Origin of the sequence: Dongia sp. (genome assembly GCF_041905885.1) — a bacterium.
Lineage (GTDB): Bacteria > Pseudomonadota > Alphaproteobacteria > Dongiales > Dongiaceae > Dongia.
Genome location: NZ_JAYRKD010000025.1, coordinates 15,241 through 36,173, shown reverse-complemented (window position 1 = coordinate 36,173; position 20,933 = coordinate 15,241). Strand labels below are relative to the sequence as shown.

The window sequence follows — 20,933 nt, the reverse complement described above, 5'->3', positions numbered from 1 at the left end:
CGACGGATTCTCGTCCTGCAAGTTCCGGCCCTTCAAGGCATTAGAGCGGGAAGCGATATGGTCGAATCAGCGGACTCATCGGCGCTGCATACTCCGCCGTCATCCCGCGGCTAGGCCGCGGGATCCACGCCTTGGGGCTCGAAGAAAGAAAGGCGTGGATCCCGGGACCAAGTCCCGGGATGACGGCGGAGTTATCTGATCGAACCTGATCCCATATCGCACTCAGAGCTTCAACGTCGTCGCCCCCGGCTGGGAGATCTGCATTTCGCCGAAGCGGGCCGAGCCGGGGTGGCGCTGGAACAGCGAGACGCCGAGCAGCCAGATCCGCGTCACGGTCTTGGCCGCGCCGCCGATATGCTGCTTGTAGTCCTCGTAGATGTCGCGTTCGTCGCTGACCCATTTGCCGAGATCGGCCTGGCCGCTGCGGACCGCCATATGCGATTCCAGCGGCGTCCAGCGCGGGATCGGGCAGCGGAAGGCCTCGCCGACCGGCAGGCTGCAGCTCCAGAAATAGGTCAGGTCCTGGCCGTCGTCGAACTCGGCGGCGATCGAGAGATAGTCGTGCGAGGTCAGCTGGTTTTCCGGCAGCCGCGACGGCAGCTCCTCGACGATCCAGTCCCAGCTGAGCTTGGTCCCCGGCTGCAGCGCGATATCGACCTGACGCTGCAGAATGCCGGCGTTCTTCAGCGGCTCGACGGCGATCGTGCCGTTGCCGACGTCGTTGAAGATGACCGGGCCACCGCCCAGCATGAAGAAGTTGTGCCAGTTCGACGGCAGCTTGCGCGGCGAACGCAGGCGCGCCAGTTCCGCGGCGACCACGCCGTCGACGTCGCCATGGCCGAGCAGGCTTTCCAGCCCGGCCTCAGCCTTGCCGCGCCAGACCAGCGCCATGCCGTAGATCTGCGCGTCGGCCTTGGCATAGGCCTCCTTCGGCACCGCCAGCTCGCCCTTGTCGTCCTGGAACTCGACCAGCGAGCGTGCCATCTCCAGCGGACCGCTTTCGACCGCGGTCATCGTGCCGGTATTGGCCATCGGGTTGAACATCGGGCGACTGCCGCGGGTGCGCACGTGAAAGGCGACGCCGGGCTCGACCCAGAGGTCCTGCGCGCGCGCCAGCCAGACCCGGCCGCCGAGCAGGAAAGTCGCCTCCTGCCCCTTCTCGAGGGTGAGCCCGAGATCCTTCCAGGGCAGCTCGCTGCCGGTCAGCTCGAAGACCCGGACCTCGCGGAGCTCCGGAGATTTCGCCCGGTCGACCAGCGCCTGCAGGCCGTCGAGGAACTCTGCACGGTCGAGGAAGCTCATGCCCATGGCCGGGCGATCGAGGATGAGCGCGGCGAGCGGCGCCGTGAGGCCCAGTGCCGCGAGCCGCTTCATCATCTCACGCCGGTTGCTGCCTTCGGCAGGGTCGTGGGAACAGCCGGCATGGTGAGGCCCCGTATGGTGAGGCAATGTGCACATGGTGACCCCCTCGACATTTTCGATGACGGCAATGGACGTGGGGCGAACTAGGTCACAGCCTGGGGTTGCCGGGTTAGAGCCGGTTTCCCGCAACGGGCCGGGAATGTTTCCCGCAAACAAAGCGGGCCCGGTCGGAAGACCGGGCCCTTCAGTCTAGGGGATAAGACCCACCTACGCTGAAGCTTCGGTGGGCAGGGGGAGCGGTCGGACCTAAGCGGTCGCGGGCAGGCCGGTCAGATAGCCGACCGCGCCGCCCAGCTTGCCGCGGGCATCGCCGTAGTTCTTGGCGATCAGCGGCTCCAGCTCCTTATAGACCTTGATGTGGAGGCCGCTGGTCACGTTGCCGGCGTCGTCCTTCTTCAGCTCCCAATCGCCGGCATGCTGGAAGTTGGACATGATGTAGGTGAAGCCGTTCACCTCATCGACCGCGTGCAGGCCGGTCGATTCCGCGCCCGACGGGGTCGAGAGGATGCGCGAGAGCTCCTTGGTGTCCACGTTATAGGCCCAGAGGAAGTTGTTCACGTGCATGCCGCTGTCCTCGCCGATGAAGAGGGTGCGGAGCTTCTCCGAGAACTTGAGGTTGTCCGGGTTGCCGATCTTGTCGGCATGGGCGAGGTTGCCGAGCGCATCCGGCTCCTTCAGGTCCTCACCGGCGATCAGGCCGGCCATGTGCACCGGCACCCATTCGCTGTCGATCGCGGCGCCGGTATCGTCCTTCTGGCCGCCGCTCAGGTTGTGCGCATAGACCACGCCGGCCTCGATCTTGTCGACCGCGACGCCGCCGGTGCCCTCGGTCATCGCCTTGCGGACGGCGCTCATCGCCGAATAGGCGACCTTGTCCTTCACGTTGACCGTGGTGCCTTCCATCTTGGTGAAGCCCAGGCTGCCGCCCTTGATTGCGGCGTAGCGATGGGTCTCGAGGAAGGCGGCGGCCTTCTCCTGGCCGGGCAGGATCTTCACCCAGCTCGGCTTGCCGTTGAACATGATCTTGGTGAAGGCGGCGTCGTTCGGGTCCTCTTTCTTCACCTCGAGGATGTCCTTGGCGGTGAGCTTGTCGGCCAGCGCCTCGATCTCGTCGCTGGTCGCGTGGCCGAGGTTGATCCAAGCGAGATCGGCCGAGCCGCCGTTCTCCTTGGTCTTCTGGCCCCACTTCGCGACATAGAGCGTGCCGGCGGAGAGATCGCGCGGCTTGTCGGCGACGAAGAGGAACAGGCCGCCGTTGGTCGCGTCGTCGCCCATCAGCGCGGTGCGCTCGTCCGGCATCATCTGGATCAGCTCATGCGAGATGCGGCCGAGGTTGTAGTGCTTCACGACCGTGCCGGTGCCGTCGGCATTGACGGTGACTTCCGGCAGGTGGCCGTAGTGATAGGGATTGGCCTGCTTGGGGTCGCCGTAGAGATTCTGGCTGAAACCGGCGAATTCCTCGTCCTCGCTCTTGGTCGCGTCCGGCTCGTATTCCTCGCTGGAGAGATGAGTGTTCCAGGGCGAGAGGCTGGCGCCGCAGGTGATCCAGACGCCGTTGACCGGCGCGGTATCGACATGGCTGTACTTGACCAGGTCGAGCTTGCCGGTCTTCGGGTCCTGGTCGAGGGTCAAGACCGCGTATTGCGAGGGCAGCTTGCCGTACATGTCGCCGCCGGCCGCGTCGGTGGAGCAGTATTCGAACTGCACCACGGCGAAGAGCGGGTTGCCCTTCACGCCGTCGACCTTCGGGGAGTCCAGCTTGATCAGGCTCATGCCGTCGGGGGCGTCGGAGAAGAATTGCGGCTTGGTGGCTTCCGTGGAACTCGGGTCCAGGATCGGCTTGCCGTTGATGTCGTAATAGCCGCCGGCGATCACCGTGCCGCCCTTCCCGTCAGGCACCTCGGCGCCGGTGACGAAGAACGGCTGATACTGCAGCTTGAACAGCTGCTCGGTGCCGTCGGCGTATTTCACCTGCATCGAGGAACCGACGGTGACCGTCGACATGGCGGCCGGGTTGTCGAGGCCCGGCGCCGGCATCGGGATGAACCTGGCCGAGGCGATGGCCGGCATGGCGGCCGAGGCGGTGGTCGAGAACAGCGCGGAAGCGGCGGAGCCGGCGAGCGGCAGCAGCGGCGCGTAGGCCAGGGCCTTCAAGGCCTGGCGGCGGGTGGCTTGGATCGGCTGGTTCATGACGGGGGCACTCCCTATGTCTGGCAGGCGGCAGGTTCTGGGCGGGACGCGCGGCACTCGAGGGGGAATCAGGAGGCGCGCGTCCCGGAGACTAGAAGCGTGATGTAACGCGTTTACTTCAGCTTCATGACGGAATGATGTCAGGACCCGATCTCGCCGCCGTCGTCCTTGGTGATGGCGAGGACGGTCGGTCGGGGCATGCTGTCGCCGCCGTCGGGCCAATGCGAGGTCAGCTTCTCCAGGGTCTCCGAATCTTCGCCCGGGTGCTGGATCGAGACGAACAGCGTCTTGCCGTCCGGCGTGAAGCAGGGACCGGTCAATTCCGCGCCGGTCGGACAGGCCAGGAACATCTTGGTCAGCGCCCTTCCCTCGCCATCGACGTCGGCGGCATAGAGGCCGTCGGCGATGTCGAAATCGTTGGCGCCGTCGCTGCCGATCCAGATCCGGCCCTTGGGGTCGAAGGCGATGTTGTCCGGGCAGACGAACCAGCCGTTGGCGCTGGTGCCCGGGTTGAGCTTCGCCCCCTGCTCCGCCTTGGCCGGATTCCCGGCCAGCAGGAACACGTCCCAGGTGAAGCCGGCGGCGGCATGGTCGCCATCGGGCGGCAGCAGCTCCAGGATATGGCCCCACTGGTTTTCAGCACGCGGGTTGGCGGCGTCGACCTGGTCGGCCTTGCGCTTCTTGTTCTTGGTCATGACGGCATAGACCTTGCCGCTCACCGGATCGGGCTCGAAGTCTTCCGGGCGGTCCATCTTGGTCGCGCCGACCGCATCGCCGGCCAGCCGCGCCTTGATCAGCACCTCGCCCTGGTCGGCGAAGCCCTTCTCCGGGGTGAGACCGTTCTGGCCATGCAGCAGCGGTATCCACTGCAAGGTTCCGTCGGCGTTGACCTTGGCGACCGAGAGTTCGCCTTCGTCCAGCAGGTTCATGTTGGCGGCGCGGTCGGTGGGGTTGAACTTGCCGGCGGTGACGAAGCGGTAGAGATATTCAAAATAGTCGTCGTCGCCGAGATAGACCACGACCCTTCCGTCCTTGTTGACGATCGAGTTCGCGGCTTCATGCGAGAAGCGGCCGAGGGCGGTGCGCTTCACCGGCTTGGCGGCCGGGTCGTAGGGATCGAGCTCCCAGACCCAGTCGAAGCGGTTGGGCTCGTTCGGCTCCTGGTCCAGCACCATCCGATCCTCGAAACGGGCGAGACCGTAGAAATCCGAGCCGTCGTAGGAGTAGCGTTCGAGCAGCTCCGGGTTCGCCGCCTTGGCGGCGTCGCCGCCGAAAGTGTCGGAGAGGCCCTCCTCGCAGGACAGGATCGTGCCCCAGGGCGTCATGCCGCCCGAGCAGTTGTAACCGGTGCCAATCGCATTCGTGCCAGTGGGGTCGGCGCTGGTCTGCAGCAGCTTGTGGCCGGCGGCCGGGCCGCTGATCGCGAACGCGGTCATGCCGCTGATGCGGCGGTTGTATTTGCTGTCGGCGACGATCGCCCACTTGCCGTCGGTCTTCTTGACCTCGACGATCGAATGGCCCCAGGCCGCGCGCATCACGTCGGCCTGGTCCTTGCTGACCTTCTTCGCCGCGTCGTCCTCGGTCATGCCGGGGAACATGACATGCGGATTGGCGTATTCGTTGTTGACGCAGAGCAGGCCGTGGTCGCTGGTCTTCGAGCCCACCGGCAGCGGCATATAGCCGATGAAGTCGCAGTTATAGCCGAACTGGCCGGCCTGGGATTCCGCGGAGAGCGCTTTCGGATCGAAGGGTTTGGCGCCGGCGAGGATCGGATCGCCCCAGCGCACCAGCGGCGAGGCGGTGTAGCCGGCGGGTACATGGTGGTTGTCGTCATAGACCTTGGTCAGCTCATCGAAGGTGAGCGACGAGGCCACCTGCCCGGCCGCGGCCTGGCGACCGAGGCCGCCGATGCCCGCCAGGGCCGCGACGCTGGCCAGGCCGAGCAGAGCGGCGCGGCGGCTGAGACGTGTATCGACAAGTTCGGCATAGATGCGCGAATCGGCATTCATCTGGCAGGCCTCCCGTTTGGCTGAGGAGAGGCTTATGGAGCGGCGCCTGCGTCAGGGCGCGGACAGGTCCGTGATGGATTTATGACGGGCGGCGTTTGCTGTGGATCAGCCGACCGAGACTGCCTCCAGCACGCCCTCGCGGATCGTCACCACGCGGTCCATGCGCCGGGCGATTTCGAGGTTGTGGGTGGCGATCAGGCAGGCCACACCGAATCCCTTCACCAGCTCGGTCAGCATGGCGAAGACGTCGTCCGCGGTGTGGAGATCGAGATTGCCGGTCGGCTCGTCGGCCAGCAGGACTTTCGGGGCGTTGGCGAGGGCGCGGGCGATGGCGACGCGCTGCTGCTCGCCGCCGGAGAGCTTGCCGGGGCGATGCTCCAGCCGGGCGCCGAGGCCGACCCGGGTCAAGAGCTCGACCGCACGCGGCCGGGCGGCCTTCCGCGACTTGCCGGCGATCATCTGCGGCACGACCACGTTTTCCAGGGCGGAGAATTCCGGCAGCAGGTGGTGATACTGGTAGACGAAGCCCATGGTGTTGCGGCGGAGCGCGGTGCGGCGGTCGTCGGACATGTCGCGGCTGGACTGGCCGGAGACGATCACCTCGCCCGCCAGCGGCTTCTCCAGCATGCCGGTGATGTGCAGCAGCGTGGACTTGCCGGCGCCGCTGGGGCCAATCAGGGCCACCATCTCGCCGGGATAGAGGGCTAGCTCGGCCGACTTGATGACGTCGAGGCGTCCCCCGCCCACTTCCTTGAAGCTCTGCTGGATGCCCTTCAGCTCGAGAACAGGCCCAGGGTTTACGGGGTCACTCATAGCGGAGCGCCTCCACCGGATCGAGCCTGGCGGCGCGCCAGGCGGGATAGAGCGAGGCCAGCAAGGTCAGCACCAGCGACATGGCGGAGATCAGCAGGACCTCCATCGGATCGACGATCGCCGGCAGCTTGGAGAGGAAGTAGATCGTCTCGTTGAACAGCGAGGTCCCGGTGATCCCTTCCAGGAAGCGCCGGATGGTCTCGATGTTGTAGGCGAAGGCGGTGCCGAGCAGGCAGCCCAGGGCGGTGCCGATGATGCCGATGCTGGCGCCGGACAGCAGGAAGATCCTGAGGATCGTGCCGCGGCTCGCCCCCATCGTGCGCATGATGGCGATGTTCCGGCCCTTGTCCTTCACCATCATGATCTGGCCGGAGATGATGTTGAAGGCGGCGACGATGATGATCAGGGTCAGGATCAGGAACATCACGTTGCGCTCGACCTCGACCGCGGTGAAGAAGTCGGCATTGGCCTGTTCCCAGTCGCCGATCACATAGGCCTGCTTGTCGCCCATGCAATAGGCGGCGCGGCCGGCGTTGAAATCGAGCTTGGTGTCCAGCGCCGCGCAGATCTGCGGCTTCAGCGCCGGCACGTCCTGGATGTTGTTGGCCATGATCTCGACATCGGTCACGCCGTCCTTCTTCTGGAACAGGATCTGGCCGGTCTCCAGCGGCATGAAGATGATGCTGTTGTCATACTGGTACATGCCGACGTCGAACAGCGCGACCACCCGCAGGTTCTTCATGCGCGGGATCGGCCCGGCCATGGTGGTCTGGACGATCGGCGTGATCGCGGTGATCTCGCTGCCGATGCCGGCGCCGATCGACTGGGCCAGCTTGGCGCCCATCACCGCGACGTCGTCGTCGGGCACGAAATCGTCCAGCGAGCCGGCGACGATATTGGCGGCGATCAGCTTGCGGGACTGAAGATCATCCTGCCGGACCGCCTTGATCAGCGCGCCGGCGCCGCCGCTGCGGGTGCCGGTGGCAAAGACCTGGCCCTGCACGGTGGGCGTGACGGAGGCGACGCCCGGCACCTTGCGCAGCTTCTCGGTGATGGCGTCGAAATCGGTGACCACCCCGGGGGCGGTGCTGCTGGAAAGGGTCAGATGCGCGTTGAAGCCGAGGATCTTGTTCAATAGCTCGACATGGAAGCCGTTCATCACCGACATGACGACGATCAGCACGCCGACGCCGATCGTGATGCCGAGCAGCGAGAACACGGCGATCACCGAGACGAACCCTTCCTGGCGGCGCGCGCGCAGATAGCGCATCGCCACCATGCGCTCGAAGGCGTTGAAGATCATTTTGCGGTGAGCCGGTTGAGGGCTTCTTCCGCGGAGATCTCCTGCTTCTCGCCGGTCTTGCGGTTGGCGAACTCGACCTTGCCGGCCGCCGCACCCCGCGGCCCGATCACCGCCTGCCAGGGCAAGCCGATCAGGTCCATCTCGGCGAATTTCTCGCCGGCGCGGATGTCGCGGTCGTCATACAGCACCTCGACCCCGGCTTGCTGCAGCTTGGCGTAGAGGTCGTCGCAGAGCTTGCCGCAGGCGGCGTCGGCGACCTTCAGGTTGATCAGGCCGACTTTGAACGGCGCGATGCTCTCCGGCCAGATGATGCCCTTCGGGTCATGGCTGGCCTCGATCACCGCGCCCACCAGGCGCGAGACGCCGATGCCGTAGGAGCCCATGTGGAGCGTGACGTTCTGGCCGTCCTGGCCTTGCACCTGGGCCTTCAAGGGTTCGGAATACTTGGTGCCGAAATAGAAGATATGGCCGACCTCGATGCCGCGCGCCTGGACCTGCCGGTCGGCGGGCACCTTGTCGAACTTCGCCGGATCGTGCTTCTCGTCGGTCGCGGCGTAGTCGGTGGTCCAGGCCTTGACGATCGGCTCGAGATCGCTCTCGTAGTCGATGCCCATCGAGAGCACGTCACGCTCGATGAAGCTCTTGTCGCAGAACACCGCGCTCTCGCCGGTCTCGGCCAGGATGATGAACTCGTGGGAGAGGTCGCCGCCGATCGGCCCGGTATCGGCCGCCATCGGGATCGCCTTCAGCCCCATGCGGGCGAAGGTGCGGAGATAGGCGACGAACATCTTGTTATAGGCGCGCTTCGCCCCGGCATAGTCGAGGTCGAAGGAATAGGCGTCCTTCATCAGGAACTCGCGGCCGCGCATCACGCCGAAGCGCGGGCGGACCTCGTCGCGGAATTTCCACTGGATGTGATAGAGCAAGGCCGGCACGTCGCGGTAGCTCTTGGCGCCGTTCCTGAAGATGTCGGTGATGACCTCCTCGTTGGTCGGGCCGTAGAGCATCTCGCGCTCATGGCGATCGGTGATGCGCAGCATCTCCTTGCCGTAGGCCTCGTAGCGCCCGGATTCCTTCCAGAGGTCGGCCGACTGGATGGTCGGCATCAGCACTTCCTGGCAGCCGGTCGCGTCCTGCTCCTCGCGCACGATCTGCTCGATCTTCTTCAGCACTTTGAAGCCCAGCGGCAGCCAGGCGTAGATGCCGGCCGCGGTCTGGCGCACCAGGCCGGCCCGCAGCATCAGCCGGTGGGAGACGATCTGCGCCTCGGTGGGATTTTCCCGGAGCGTGGGCAGGAAGAAACGGGACGAACGCATGTGGTTGGGAATCCTTGAGGAATCGCTTCGAAACGACGGGGCCGGCGGCGAATTTAGGCGAGCCCCAAGGGCCTGTCTATGGCCCTGGATTGAGGCAAAAATGCAGCCGACGCCGGGCTTTAGCCTGCTTGGGCCAAGGTCCAGATGGGAGCGCAGCCGCCCAGCCCGCAAAATCGCGAAACCCGGGACGCAATCTCCGGCCAGCAAGCGGGTGACCGATCGGACCGAGGGGCGAGCAACTTAACGGCTTCGGCGCGACCCGGACGGCGATGGCCGCCTGTCTGGTCGTGATCCTGGCCGTGCCGGCGCTTGCCGAAACGCCCATCCCGCCCGCGCCGGCGCCGACGGCCCAAGCCTCGGAGGCCGCGCTGCTGGATGAGACCCGCGCCGCCCGCGACCGGAAGCAGTTCGAGACTGCGGAACGCCTTGCCCGCAGCGGCATGGCGCGGTTTCCGACGTCCGACACCTGGCCGGTGCTGCTGGCACTGATCCTCGCGGATCAACGGCGCAGCGACGAGGCGCTGGCGGTGCTGGCCGGCGCAACGGCGGCCACGCCGATCGAACGCAAGATGGCGGAAGCCTATGCGCTGCGCCGCGGCGGCCGACCCCTGCCGGCGCTGAAGGCCTACATGGACGCGCTGCGCCTCGCCCCCGACAATGCCGAGGCGCGCCAGGCCGGGGCCGAGACCTTGCGGGAGATCGGCGGGCCGCATGGCGCGGCTGCCTTGGCCGATCCGCCGCTCTCGCTCCAGGCCGACCAGGCCGCCGCAATGGTGCGCTGGGGCGGCGCCATCCACCCGGAAGATCCGGCGCAGCGCTACCAAGCGACCGATGCGGCGCTTGCCGAGCTGGACCGCGTGATCGCGGCCGCCCAGGACGATCCCGCTTTGCGCAGCCGTCTGCGCCTCGATCGCATGGTCGCTTGGCGGGATCGCCGGCGGATGGCCGCGGTGGTGCAGGAGGCGACGGCCTTGCGTGCCGAAGGACAGGCGCTGCCGCCCTATGCCGAGCAGGCCCTGGCGGATGCCCTGCTCACGCTGCGCCGCCCGAAGCAGGCGATACCGTCCTACCAGATCGCGCTCGCCGCCGATCCATCGAACCTCGACGCGCGCTATGGCCTGTTCTACGCGCAGGTCGAAGCGGAAGACTTCGACGCCGCCTATCGCACGATCGATGAGCTGCTCGCCACGCAGCCGCCCTGGCGCGGCTACAAGGACGATCCCTCGCGGCACCCGAACCCCGACTATGCCGACGCCGTCCTGGCGTCCGGTCTCGCGCGGCTCTACGGCGACCAGCTCGGCGCAGCGCAAGAGCGGGTGGCGCCCTTGGCCGAAGCCGCGCCGGCCAATGCCGGATACCGGACCGGCAACGCCCAGGTCATGTCGGCGCGGGGCTGGCCGCGCGATGCGGAAGCCGAGGCGCGCATCGCCCAGAGCCTCGACCCGAGCGATCCCGGGATCGAGAAGACCCTGGTCGGCCTCGACCTCGACCGCCACAGATATGCCCAGGCCGAAGCACGGATCCGTAAGCTGCAGGCGCTCTATCCCGAAGACAGCCAGGTCCAGGCGCTGGCCCGGCAGCTGGAAGCCGACCAGGGGGTACTGTTCGAGATCGACATCCGCCCGTCCTGGTCGAAAGGCGGCGGCACCAATGCGGCCGGCAACGAGCTCAGCGTCAATACGCGGCTCTGGTCGCCGCCGATCGATGATCATTGGCGCGCCTTCACCTTCGATGACTATTCTTTTGCGCATCCCGAGGAAGGCTTCGTCGAGCGGCATCATGCCGGGGCCGGCGTGGAGCTGCGCTGGGACGGTGTCACGGCGACAGCCTACGGAACCTATTCGACGGGCGAGCTGGAAAAGCCGGGCGGCGGCTTCACGCTCGACTGGTGGCCGAACGACCGGATCAATCTCGGGATCGGCGGCGAGATCTTCTCGATCAATACGCCACTGCGTGCCCTGTTCGAAGGCACCACGGCCAATGAGATCGGCGGCCATGCCACCTATCGCTGGCATGAATCCCGCGAGATCTCGCTCTCCGCCTCCTATCTCGATTTCACCGACGGCAACGAGCAAAACAATGCCGGGTTGGATTTCACCCAGCGGCTGGTCGACATCCCGCATTTCGACCTGACGGGCCGCATCGAGCTCTTCTCCTCCGCCAACAGCAACCAGGACGTCGCCTATTACAGCCCGGAGCGCGACCTCACGGCGACCGCCGGGCTGCTGGCGGAACACGTGCTCTGGCGAAACTACGACGACAGCCTGGTCCAGGCCTTCAGCCTCGACGCCGGCGCCTATGCCCAGAAGGGCTTCGGCACCGACTGGATCGGCACCTTGGGCTACGAGCATCGCTGGCGGTTCGATCCCTGGACCGAGCTCCGCTACGGCGTGGTCCTGGGGCGCCATGTCTTCGATGGCGAACCCGAGCGGAGCCTCGCCTTCACCTTCGGCCTGAGCCAGAGGTTCTGAGCCATGCGGATCCTCCTTGCCCTGCTCCTTTTGCTCTTGGCTGCATCGCCGGCAACCGCGCAAGACCGACCGCCCGACTTCGTCACGGTCGTCTTCCATCAGGTGGTCGAGCGCCAGGAGGAACTGGAGAGCGACGCCATCACGACGATCGAGCTCATCCGCTTCTTCGATTGGCTGAAGGGCAATGGCTGGACCGCCATCTCCCTGGACGATCTCGAGGCGGCACGAACCGGCGCCAAGGCGCTGCCGCCGAAATCTATCCTCATCACTTTCGATGACGGATATGAAAGCGTCTACGCGCAGGCCTATCCGCTGCTGCTGGCCTATCGCTACCCGGCGGTGGTCGCCGTGGTCGGCGACTGGGTCGCCGGGGCGCCCGGCAGCATGGTCCGCTACGGCAACAAATGGCTGCCGCGCACGCGCTTCCTGAGCTGGGACGAGATGCGCGAGATGACCGCCTCGGGCCTGGTCGAGATCGCTTCGCACAGCTATGCCCTGCACGAGACGGTCCAGGCCAACCCGCAAGGCAACATGCAGCCGGCGGCGGCAACCTGGCGCTACGATCCGAACACCGGCACCTACGAGGCCGACGCGGCCTATCGCCTGCGGATCCGCTCGGATCTCGAGGCAAGCCGGCGGCAGTTCGCCCAGGAACTGGGCAAGCCGCCGCGGGCCCTGGTCTGGCCCTTCGGTCGCTACACCGGACCGGCCATGCAAGCGGCCAAGGCCGCGGGCTTCACCTATCTCTTCACCTTGCAGCACGCGCCGGACCGGCTGGACCAGCTCGATCGGATCGGCCGTGACTATCCGGTCGCCGCCGACAAGCTCGCCAACATCGCGACCGAGATCGCCTTCGAGCCGCCCAAGGCCGATGCCCTGCGGATCGCCTGCCTGACGCTCGATCGCCTGGCGGCGGCCAAAGGGCCCGACGCGCAGGATGCGGCGCTGGGCCGGATGATCGAATCCGTGCGGGCACTCGGCGTGAACACGCTGGTGCTGGACGCGCAGGCCGCCTTGCCGACCGCCGATGCGCCGCTGGGTGCGGTCTTCTTCCCGACCCGGCTCCGGCCCGTCGCCGCCGACCTGCTGAACCGTGTCGTCTGGCAGATGCGCACCCGCGCCGATGTCGACGCGGTCTATCTGCGGCTGCCCTTCGCCGCCGCGCGCGCCGCTGTCAGCGCCGATGTCGGTGCGCTCTATGCCGATCTCTTTCGTGCCGTCCCGGCGGATGGGCTGGTCCTCGACGCCTCGCCGGAACTGACTGCATTTGGTGACGACGCGGCGGACCAGCCTTCCTCTACCCGCTGGGATCTGTCGGCGCGCCGCAACGCCGCCAATCCCGACGCCGAGGCCTGGCAGGCCTATCGCGCGGCCGCATCGATTGCACCGAATCTGCGCTTGATGCTGACGGGGAAGGAAGCCGCAGCGCGGACCCGCTGGCCGGCACCCCTCGCCGATGTCCTGCTGCTCCCCGCCGGGGCGGACCCGGCACAGCTCCAAGCGGCGCATTGGTTCGAGCCGCGGCAGAGCGGCCGCGTCGCGCTGACCCTCCCCGCGGATTCGCCGGCCGCGGCAATGCGGGCGGCGCAGGCGCAAGGTGCCACGGCTTTCGCGCTCTGTCCGGGCGATGCCGTGCTGGAAGACCCGGCGCTGCTTTCGCACAGCTTCTCCGCGGCCAGTTACCCGTTGAAGCCATGAACAACGACAGCGTTACTTGGCTTCTGCTGGCCATCCCCGCGTTCTGCTTCGGCTATCCCTTTGTGATGGCCTGGTATTGGATGGTGGGCGGCGCGGTCTTCCACTGGGTGCGCGACCGTCATCTCCCACCGGTCGACCAGCCGCCAGTGCTCGAGCATTGGCCGCCGATCACCATCCTGGTCCCCTGCTATAACGAGGAGGACAATGCCGAGGAGACACTCGGCGCGGCGCTGGCGGTCGACTATCCGGATTTCGAGGTAATCGCGATCAATGACGGCAGCCGCGACAACACCGCCGCGGTCCTGAACGCGATCGCCGCCCGCAACCCGCGCCTCCGGGTCGTGCATCTGGTGAAGAACCAGGGCAAGGCCACTGGCATGATCGTCGGCGCCGCCCTGGCGAAAAGCGAGATCCTGGTCGGGATCGACGGCGATGCGCTGCTCGATCCCCATGCCTTGCGCTGGATCGCCCGCATTTTCGTGCGCTCGGATCTCGGCGCGATCACTGGCAATCCCCGGATCCGCAACCGCACTTCAATCCTCGGCAAGCTGCAGGTCGGGGAATTCTCGGCGATCGTCGGTCTCATCAAGCGCGCGCAGGCGAGCTATGGACGCCTGTTCACCATCTCCGGCGTCATCTGCGCCTTCCGGAAACAGGCCTTGGCCGATGCCGGCTGGTGGTCGCCGCGCACCCTCACCGAAGATGTCGATATCAGCTGGCGGATTCAGCTGGCCGGCTGGCGCATCGGCTACGAGCCGAACGCGGTCTGCTGGATCCTGATGCCGGAAACATTGAAGGGCTTGTGGCGCCAGCGCCTGCGCTGGGCCATGGGCGGCAGCCAGATGATGCTGGATTTCTTCTGGCCGCTGATGCGCGGCCGCTCGCTGGGCCTGCTGCCGGTCTATTGCGAGTATCTCACCAGCGTCGTCTGGTCCTATCTGATCATGGCGAGCCTGGTGCTGGGCCTGCTGCACAGCATCGGCGTCCCGATCCTGCCGCAGCTGCCCACCTTCAGCCTGATCCCGGCCTGGTGGGGTGTCATCCTGACCGTCACCTATCTCCAGCAGGCGCTGATCAGCCATTGGCTGGAGCGCCGCTTCGAACGCCAGATGATGGTCGGCTTCTTCTGGGTGATCTGGTATCCCATGGCCTTCTGGCTGATCAGCGCCGCGACGACCGTCGCCGCGCTGCCGCTCACCCTGATCCGACCGCGCAAGGAGCGCACCACCTGGGTGAGCCCGGATCGGGGGTTGCGATGAAGCGCGCATGGCCGCCGCTGATCACCGATGCCGCGCGGCCGCGCTGGATGCTGTGGCGCGACCGGATCCTCACGATCCTGGTCTGGATCCTGTTCCTGGCGCTGTTCATCCAGCAATGGCGGCTGTTTCAGGCGCGCGTCGAGGCCTGGCTTGCAACGCCCGGCGCGGAATGGAACTTCATGCTGGGCCCGTTCTTCGCCGTGGTCGGGATCATGGTGGCCTGGCTGCTGCTGACCGCCATCCTCACCTACAGCCGGGCGATGCGCGCCCGGCGGCAGGCGCAGCCGCCGCCTTTGTCGCTCGAAGCCGAGGCTGCGCATTTCGGCGTGACACCGGAAGCACTCACCGCGGCGCGGCAGAAGCAGATCATCGCCGTGGCGATCGAGCCCGACGGGAGTTTCCGCTTCGAAGATCCTACTTATACGGCAGCTGCTGTCGGCAAAGGTCAGCCAGGGCAGCCTCCTCCGGGTCGCTGAGCTCCTGGCCGTTGTAATAGACCCGCTTGCCGTGGACCGTGACCGTGCCGACCTGGGCGTCGCCCTGAAACAGCACCGAGTTGGCGGGGATGCCGTACTTGTCCTGGAGATCGACTTCGAGCGGAATGACGATCGTTTCCGGGAGCTTCAGGTTGTAGCCGCCGTTGAGGTCGGCCGGGACCACCGTCTCGCCATGCGCATTGACCCCGGGCTGGTACTCGACGCCCGGCGGCTGCTGATATTCGACGATGCGGTCGCAGTCCTGGCGCGTGACGGCGACGGAACTCTCTGCCAGAGCCGGCCCCGGTGAAATGAGGCCGGCGAGGATCAGCACTATGGTTAACGCAGTGCGGCGGATGTCCATACCCTTAAGATGGGCGCTCGCCGGTCAATTTGCAAAGGCGGCGTTGTAGGCAGCCTCGCCGCAGATCTTTCGGGGTTCATCGTAGCTTTCCGGCGTGTCCAGCGGTGCCTGGTCTCGACCCAACGCGACTACCAGCGTTTCCATCGTGTCCTTCACCACGGTCCAGAGATCCCCCTTGACCGTCACGACGCCTTCGGAAGGAGTCGGAGCCTGGGCAGGCCTGCGCGCGGTCGCAGAAATCGCCCGGCGAAGCCTCTCCTCGATCTGACTCTGATACCGGCGAATGACCTGCACATGCCGTTCTTCGTGCTGAGAAACAGCATCGTACATGCACGTGCCGGGAACCAATTCTGAAGCGATGTACTTGGTCGTCTTCAAGCGGACGGCGACCTCGACGGCAGCAATCGCGGCACAGTAGCCGCCATGCCCGTCACCTGCGGTCGCAGCGCTTGCATCCATATCGTATGAGAGTTCGATCTCAGTGCGGCCGAGCGACACCCGCCATTCCTCCCACTCACCCTGGCTTTGCTGCTTGGATCGTTCTGTGATCTCCGCGCGCGACAGACTTGGATTCGTCGCTGCTGCCGGTGCGAGGAGCTTGACCTGAATGACAGGTTCGGCCGGGGTCGGGCACTCGTCGGCATAGGAATGCGCCGATCCGAACCCGAGCAACAGGCCCGCCATTGCGATCAATGTGATCGGGCGCGTTATCATGTCGGCGTCATCTCCGTCAGACCCGGATCACGTGAACGCGGGTGATCGGCTTCTTGTCGTGGTTCTTGTGGAACCAGCGGCGGGCGGCCAGGCGCGCGCATTCGGCGACCTCGCCGTCATTCTCCAGCTTGCCGGCGGAAAGATCCTCGATCGCGTCGGCCACGGCGTCGGCGATGTCTTCCTTGGCGTCCGCTTCCGGGTCGCCGTCGAGCAGGCCTTCCAGGGTGACCTGGGGATCGGTGATCAGGTCGCCGCGCCAGTTCATCACCAGGGAGATCAAGATCACACCGTTGAAGCCGAGCCGGTGCCGGTGGCGGACCACCTCGCTGGTCATCGGCACCAGCGCCTTGCCGTCGAGGCCCCAGCGGCCGTGGGTCACCCGGGCGACGATCTCGGCCGGGCCGGGCGCCAAGCGGATCACCGCGCCGTTCGCCGCCTCGACCGCCTGCGGCACCTGGCATTCGCGCGCCAGCTCGGCGTGGGCGCGGATATGGCGTGCCTCGCCATGGACCGGGATCGCGATCTGCGGGCGGACCCATTGATACATTTCGGTCAGCTCTGCCCTGGCAGGGTGCCCGGAGACATGGATCATCTCGTCATGGTCGGTGATGACCTCGACGTCGCGGTGGATGAGGTTGTTCTGCAAGAGCGAGATCGACTTCTCGTTGCCGGGAATGACCCGCGACGAGAAGATCACCGCGTCGCCGGCTTCCAAGTGCACATGCGGATGCTCGCCCTTGGCGATGCGCGCCAGCGCCGCGCGGGCCTCGCCCTGGCTCCCGGTGCAGATCATCACGATCTTGTCCTTGGGGAAGAAGCCGACGTCATGCTCCTCGATGAATTCCGGAAGATCAGTCAGATAGCCGTTCTCGCGCGCCGCCTCGGTCATTCGCCACAAGGAACGCCCGACCAGCGCCACCTGGCGGTCGTTGGCCATGGCGGCGCGGGTGATGGTCTCCAGCCGCGCGACATTGCTGGCGAAGCAGCCGACCGCCACCCGGCCCTTATGCTCGCCGATGATCTTGGTCATCGACGGGAGGATGTCAGCCTCCGAGCCGGAGGTGCCGGGGACGAAGACATTGGTGGAATCGCAGACCATGGCCAGGACATTGCCGTCGCCGAGCCGGCGCAGGGCCTGCTCGTCGGTGGTCTCGCCGATCACCGGGTCCGGGTCGAGCTTCCAGTCGCCGGTGTGCAGCACGGTGCCGAGCCTGGTCCGCACCACGACGGCATTCGGCTCCGGGATCGAATGGGTCAGCGTGATCAGCTCCAGCTCGAAGGGGCCGATCTTGAACGTCCCCGACATCGGGATCTCGGTGATCTTGGCCTTGCCCTCGAGCCCCGCCTCTTTGAGCTTGCGGCGCAGCACCGAAGCGGTGAACGGCGTCGCATACATCGGGCAGCGGAGCTTCGGCCAGAGATAGGGCACCGCGCCGATATGGTCCTCGTGCGCATGAGTCAGCACCAGGCCGGCCAGGTCCTGCACCCGCTCGGTGATGAAGCTCGGGTCCGGCATGATGACTTCGATCGAGGGCGTCTCGTCGCCGCCGAAGGTGACGCCGAGATCGACCATCAGCCACTTCCCGGCATGGCCGTAGAGATTGAGATTCATCCCGATCTCTCCCGCTCCGCCCAAGGGCAGGAACAGCAGCTCATCGGCCGTCGGCTTATGGAAGTCGCTGGTGATGTTGTCGGTTGTGGTGCTGGGTGACTTCAATATACTGAATCGTCATGGTCCGCCCGGAGGCGAATGCCGACCTTCGTCGGCGGGGCGGACCATCTACGAGTTCCTTTCGAGTGACGGATGCAAACTCGTGGATGGTACGCCTTCGCGTACCATGACGAGCTAAAATAGGCGGAAGTCATCACTACGCTCTGTTCCGTCGATAGATCTCGACCAGCCCGCGCATGGTGATGTCGGGATCGAGGTGATGAATCACGGGAGTTACGCCGACGAAGAGCGGCGCCAGGCCGCCGGTGGCGACGACGGCGAGGTCGGACCCGAACTCGGTGGTGATGCGCTGGACCATGCCCTCTACCAACCCGACATAGCCCCAGAAGATGCCGGACTGCATCGCCTCGGTGGTGCTCTTCCCGATGACCCGCGCCGGGCGTTCGACGGCGATGCGCGGCAGCATGGCGGTGGCGCTGTGCAGGATCTCGACCGAGAGGTTGATGCCGGGCGAGATCGCGCCGCCGAGGTAGTTGCCCTCCCCGTCCGCCACGTCGAAGGTGGTGGCGGTGCCGAAATCGACGATGATCAGCGGCCTCCGATAGGTGATATGCCCGCCGACCGCGTTGGCCAGGCGGTCGGCGCCGACGGTCGCGGTCGGGATGTCCATCTTCACGCTGATGCCGAGCTTTACCGCCGGGTCGCCGACCACCAGCGGCTTGGTCTTCAGGTGCTGCTCGCAGAGCATCGTCAGGTGGAACACCGAGGCCGGCACCACGCTGGCGATGATCGCGCCGGTGATGGCCTTGAGCTCCAGACCGGCCATGCGCATCAGCTGGTCGAGCCAGACGATATACTGGTCGGCGGTGCGGCCGGCTTCGGTCTTCAGCCGCCAGTCGCCGACCGGCTTCTCGCCGTCGTAGACCGCGAATTTCACATTGGTGTTGTTGGCGTTGATGCAGAGGAGCATGAGCCGGTCCGCTCAGAGAGAACTATTGTGGGGCACCCCCACCCTACCCTCCCCCGCAGACGGGGGAGGGAAAAGGTGCGGGAAAAAGATGTCGCCGGCCGCGATGCGGCGCTGCTGGCCGGAATCCAATTGCATGATCAGCGCGCCGTCGGGGTCGAGGTCGGCGAAGCTGCCGGTGACTTCCTCGCGTTCCAGGCGGGCCACGACGCGCTCGCCGATCCCGGCGGCAAAAGCCAGCCAGTCGGCGCGGATCGCCTGAAACCCACCCTCCGCCCAGGCGTCGTAATACGGGCCGAAGACCGCCAGGAAGCGCTTCAGCAAGTCCTGCGGCGCGATCGACGGTCCGCCTGAGGCGACGAGGTCGGTGGTCGGATAGAGCCCGGTCTCCGGATGCGAGCGGATGTTGACACCCATGCCCAGCACCAGCCAGTCGAGCCGGCCGTCCGGCTTGGTGCCGGCTTCGAGCAGCACGCCGGTCATTTTCCTGCCGTCGATCAGCAGGTCGTTCGGCCATTTGTGCAGCACGTCGGCGGGCGTCAGGTCGCGCAGCACCCGGCCGAGTGCCACCGCGGCGACGAAGCCGACCGTGGCCCCCTCCGCCGGCTTGCAGTCCGGGCGCAGCAGCAGCGAGACATAGAGATTGCCGGCGGGCGAATCCCAGCCCCGGCCCCGCCTGCCGCGCCCCGAGGTCTGCTCGTCGGCGCGCAGCACCAGGCCTTCCAATGCGCCCGCGGCGGCTTCCTCACGCAGGGCCGCGTTGGTGCTGTCGATGGACGGGACTTCCGTGATCCGGAAGGCGATCGTCATCCAGGGAACAGGCTCGCCGCGGCGCTGGTCGCGGCCTCGGCCACCGGGCCGGGCACGAAGACGCCGAGCAGCACGAAGACCGCGCAGACCAGCAGCACGACGCGCAAGGTCGGGTCGGGTCGGTCGAACACGCCCTCGCCCTTGTCGAAGCACATCACCTTGATGACCCGGATGTAATAGAAGCAGGAGACCACCGAGGCGACCACGCCGATCACCGCCAGCACGTAGAGATGCGCGTCGATCGCGGCGTTGAAGACGAAGAGCTTGCCGAAGAATCCGGCGAAGGGCGGGATGCCCGCCATCGAGAACAGGAAGACAATGAAGGAATAAGCCAGCAGCGGCTGGCTCTTGGCCAGACCGGTCAGGTCGGCGATCTCCTCCACCATCTCGCCCTTGCGGCGCATGGCGAGGATGACCCCGAAGGCGCCGATCGTGGTGACGATGTAGATCGCCATGAAGATCAGCACGCTCTGCACGCCGAGCTCGGTGCCCGAGGCGAGGCCGACCAGGGCGTAGCCGATATTGCCGATCGAGCTGTAGGCCATCAGGCGCTTGATGTTGTGCTGGTTGATCGCCGCGACGGCGCCCAGCACCATCGAGAGCACCGCGATCACCACGATGATCTGCTGCCACTGATTGAGCAGCGGGCCGAACGGGCCGATCAGCACCCGGGTGAACAGCGCGATCGCCGCGACTTTCGGCGCCGCCGCGAAGAAGGCGGTGACCGGCGTCGGCGCGCCCTCATAAACGTCTGGGGTCCACATATGGAACGGCACGGCCGAGATCTTGAAGGCGAGACCCGCACTCAGGAACACCAGGCCGACGATCAGGCCGACGCTGGGCTGGCCGTCGGAGCCGAGCGACTTGGCCAGCACGGTGAAGTCGGTCGAGCCGGTGAAGCCGTAGATCATCGAGGCGCCGTAGAGCAGCATGCCCGAGCTGAGCGCGCCGAGAACGAAGTATTTGAGGCCCGCCTCGGTCGATTTCAGCGTGTCGCGGCGGAAGGCGGCGGTGACGTAGAGCGCGAGGCTCTGCAGTTCCAGGCCGACATAGAGCGAGATCAGGTTGTTGGCCGAGATCATCAGGCTCATGCCGAGCGCGGCGATGGTCATCAGGACCGGAAACTCGAAGCGCATCATGTCGTTGCGCGACGCGTAGCCCAAAGAGATCAGGATCGCGGCCGCGGTCGCGACCAGGCTCAGCACCTTCATGAAGCCGGCGAAGCCATCGACGATGAACTGGCCGCCGAAGGCGGGCTCCGCGCCGGTCGCCGGCGCCACATAGGCCGCGAGATAAGCCGCGACGCAGAGCGCGGCGGCGGCCAGCCAGGACACCAGGCGCGTGGACTTGTCGCCCTGGAACACGCCCAGGATCAGCAGCACCATGGAGGCGACCGCCAGGAAGATCTCCGGCGTCGCGGCGGCGAGGTTGAGTTCGGCGAAGCTCATC

Annotated in this window: 16 protein-coding genes; 4 read left to right on the top strand and 12 right to left on the bottom strand. The window is 66.3% G+C overall.

Annotated elements, in window-relative coordinates:
* Positions 1–222: 222 nt before the first annotated feature.
* From ACH2CY_RS21435 to proS, 6 genes are all read right to left on the bottom strand, one after another.
* On the bottom strand, positions 223–1,377 hold the full coding sequence (locus tag ACH2CY_RS21435) for a DUF3047 domain-containing protein (protein ID WP_395021566.1): 1,155 nt from the start codon (positions 1,375–1,377) through the stop codon (positions 223–225).
* Between the two features lie 291 nt (positions 1,378–1,668).
* Entirely contained in the window at positions 1,669–3,612 is a 1,944-nt protein-coding gene (locus ACH2CY_RS21430; RefSeq protein WP_395021565.1) for a PhoX family protein, read from the bottom strand.
* Positions 3,613–3,752: 140 nt separating this feature from the next.
* On the bottom strand, positions 3,753–5,621 hold the full coding sequence (locus ACH2CY_RS21425) for a PhoX family protein (protein WP_395021563.1): 1,869 nt from the start codon (positions 5,619–5,621) through the stop codon (positions 3,753–3,755).
* 105 nt (positions 5,622–5,726) lie between these two features.
* A complete protein-coding gene (locus ACH2CY_RS21420; RefSeq protein WP_395021561.1) occupies positions 5,727–6,434 on the bottom strand; it encodes an ABC transporter ATP-binding protein in 708 nt (235 codons plus the stop codon).
* Positions 6,427–7,737, bottom strand: coding sequence for a lipoprotein-releasing ABC transporter permease subunit (locus tag ACH2CY_RS21415; RefSeq protein WP_395021560.1), 1,311 nt, complete (start codon positions 7,735–7,737; stop codon positions 6,427–6,429). The genes ACH2CY_RS21420 and ACH2CY_RS21415 overlap by 8 nt, the downstream gene beginning before the upstream one ends.
* Entirely contained in the window at positions 7,734–9,053 is a 1,320-nt protein-coding gene (proS, locus tag ACH2CY_RS21410) for a proline--tRNA ligase (protein ID WP_395021559.1), read from the bottom strand. The genes ACH2CY_RS21415 and proS overlap by 4 nt, the downstream gene beginning before the upstream one ends.
* Before the next feature lie 269 nt (positions 9,054–9,322).
* Between proS and pgaA the strand changes: the two genes are divergently transcribed.
* The 4 genes from pgaA to pgaD are packed head-to-tail and all read left to right on the top strand — an operon-like array spanning position 9,323 to position 14,957.
* A complete protein-coding gene (gene pgaA / locus ACH2CY_RS21405) occupies positions 9,323–11,524 on the top strand; it encodes a poly-beta-1,6 N-acetyl-D-glucosamine export porin PgaA (protein ID WP_395021557.1) in 2,202 nt (733 codons plus the stop codon).
* A 3-nt stretch (positions 11,525–11,527) separates the two neighbouring features.
* Complete coding sequence (gene pgaB / locus ACH2CY_RS21400) at positions 11,528–13,222, top strand: poly-beta-1,6-N-acetyl-D-glucosamine N-deacetylase PgaB (protein WP_395021556.1); 1,695 nt, start codon at positions 11,528–11,530, stop codon at positions 13,220–13,222.
* Positions 13,219–14,481, top strand: a complete 1,263-nt coding sequence (gene pgaC, locus ACH2CY_RS21395) for a poly-beta-1,6-N-acetyl-D-glucosamine synthase (protein ID WP_395021555.1) — start codon at positions 13,219–13,221, stop codon at positions 14,479–14,481. The genes pgaB and pgaC overlap by 4 nt, the downstream gene beginning before the upstream one ends.
* The gene (gene pgaD / locus ACH2CY_RS21390) at positions 14,478–14,957 is read left to right on the top strand and encodes a poly-beta-1,6-N-acetyl-D-glucosamine biosynthesis protein PgaD (RefSeq protein WP_395021554.1); all 480 of its coding nucleotides are present in this window, start codon (positions 14,478–14,480) and stop codon (positions 14,955–14,957) included. The genes pgaC and pgaD overlap by 4 nt, the downstream gene beginning before the upstream one ends.
* On the opposite strand, the gene ACH2CY_RS21385 is transcribed toward pgaD, so the two are convergent.
* From ACH2CY_RS21385 to nuoN, 6 genes are all read right to left on the bottom strand, one after another.
* Complete coding sequence (locus ACH2CY_RS21385) at positions 14,896–15,291, bottom strand: hypothetical protein (protein ID WP_395021552.1); 396 nt, start codon at positions 15,289–15,291, stop codon at positions 14,896–14,898. The two genes, pgaD and ACH2CY_RS21385, sit on opposite strands and share 62 nt — an antisense overlap.
* Before the next feature lie 54 nt (positions 15,292–15,345).
* The gene (locus tag ACH2CY_RS21380; RefSeq protein ID WP_395021550.1) at positions 15,346–16,035 is read right to left on the bottom strand and encodes a hypothetical protein; all 690 of its coding nucleotides are present in this window, start codon (positions 16,033–16,035) and stop codon (positions 15,346–15,348) included.
* Between the two features lie 16 nt (positions 16,036–16,051).
* A complete protein-coding gene (locus ACH2CY_RS21375; protein WP_395021631.1) occupies positions 16,052–17,647 on the bottom strand; it encodes a ribonuclease J in 1,596 nt (531 codons plus the stop codon).
* Positions 17,648–17,903: 256 nt separating this feature from the next.
* Positions 17,904–18,677: a type III pantothenate kinase gene (locus tag ACH2CY_RS21370; protein ID WP_395021549.1), complete on the bottom strand. Its 774-nt coding sequence runs from the start codon at positions 18,675–18,677 to the stop codon at positions 17,904–17,906.
* A gap of 12 nt (positions 18,678–18,689) precedes the next feature.
* Positions 18,690–19,484 carry a biotin--[acetyl-CoA-carboxylase] ligase gene (locus ACH2CY_RS21365; protein ID WP_395021548.1) on the bottom strand — a complete coding sequence of 265 codons (795 nt, stop codon included), beginning with the start codon at positions 19,482–19,484 and terminating at the stop codon, positions 18,690–18,692.
* Positions 19,481–20,932 (bottom strand): NADH-quinone oxidoreductase subunit NuoN, encoded by a 1,452-nt coding sequence (gene nuoN / locus ACH2CY_RS21360; protein ID WP_395021547.1) that lies wholly within the window; start codon positions 20,930–20,932, stop codon positions 19,481–19,483. Before nuoN ends, ACH2CY_RS21365 begins: the two co-directional genes overlap by 4 nt.
* Between the last annotated feature and the right edge of the window lies 1 nt (position 20,933).

Coding starts and splice junctions, on each gene's coding strand:
- pgaD (WP_395021554.1), top strand. CDS start 14,478: ATGAAGCGCGCATGGCCGCCGCTGATCACCGATGCCGCGCGGCCGCGC.
- ACH2CY_RS21380 (WP_395021550.1), bottom strand. CDS start 16,035: ATGATAACGCGCCCGATCACATTGATCGCAATGGCGGGCCTGTTGCTC.
- ACH2CY_RS21370 (WP_395021549.1), bottom strand. CDS start 18,677: ATGCTCCTCTGCATCAACGCCAACAACACCAATGTGAAATTCGCGGTC.
- nuoN (WP_395021547.1), bottom strand. CDS start 20,932: ATGAGCTTCGCCGAACTCAACCTCGCCGCCGCGACGCCGGAGATCTTC.
- ACH2CY_RS21415 (WP_395021560.1), bottom strand. CDS start 7,737: ATGATCTTCAACGCCTTCGAGCGCATGGTGGCGATGCGCTATCTGCGC.
- ACH2CY_RS21435 (WP_395021566.1), bottom strand. CDS start 1,377: ATGATGAAGCGGCTCGCGGCACTGGGCCTCACGGCGCCGCTCGCCGCG.
- pgaA (WP_395021557.1), top strand. CDS start 9,323: ATGGCCGCCTGTCTGGTCGTGATCCTGGCCGTGCCGGCGCTTGCCGAA.
- ACH2CY_RS21365 (WP_395021548.1), bottom strand. CDS start 19,484: ATGACGATCGCCTTCCGGATCACGGAAGTCCCGTCCATCGACAGCACC.
- pgaB (WP_395021556.1), top strand. CDS start 11,528: ATGCGGATCCTCCTTGCCCTGCTCCTTTTGCTCTTGGCTGCATCGCCG.
- proS (WP_395021559.1), bottom strand. CDS start 9,053: ATGCGTTCGTCCCGTTTCTTCCTGCCCACGCTCCGGGAAAATCCCACC.
- ACH2CY_RS21375 (WP_395021631.1), bottom strand. CDS start 17,647: ATGAATCTCAATCTCTACGGCCATGCCGGGAAGTGGCTGATGGTCGAT.
- ACH2CY_RS21420 (WP_395021561.1), bottom strand. CDS start 6,434: ATGAGTGACCCCGTAAACCCTGGGCCTGTTCTCGAGCTGAAGGGCATC.
- ACH2CY_RS21425 (WP_395021563.1), bottom strand. CDS start 5,621: ATGAATGCCGATTCGCGCATCTATGCCGAACTTGTCGATACACGTCTC.
- ACH2CY_RS21430 (WP_395021565.1), bottom strand. CDS start 3,612: ATGAACCAGCCGATCCAAGCCACCCGCCGCCAGGCCTTGAAGGCCCTG.
- pgaC (WP_395021555.1), top strand. CDS start 13,219: ATGAACAACGACAGCGTTACTTGGCTTCTGCTGGCCATCCCCGCGTTC.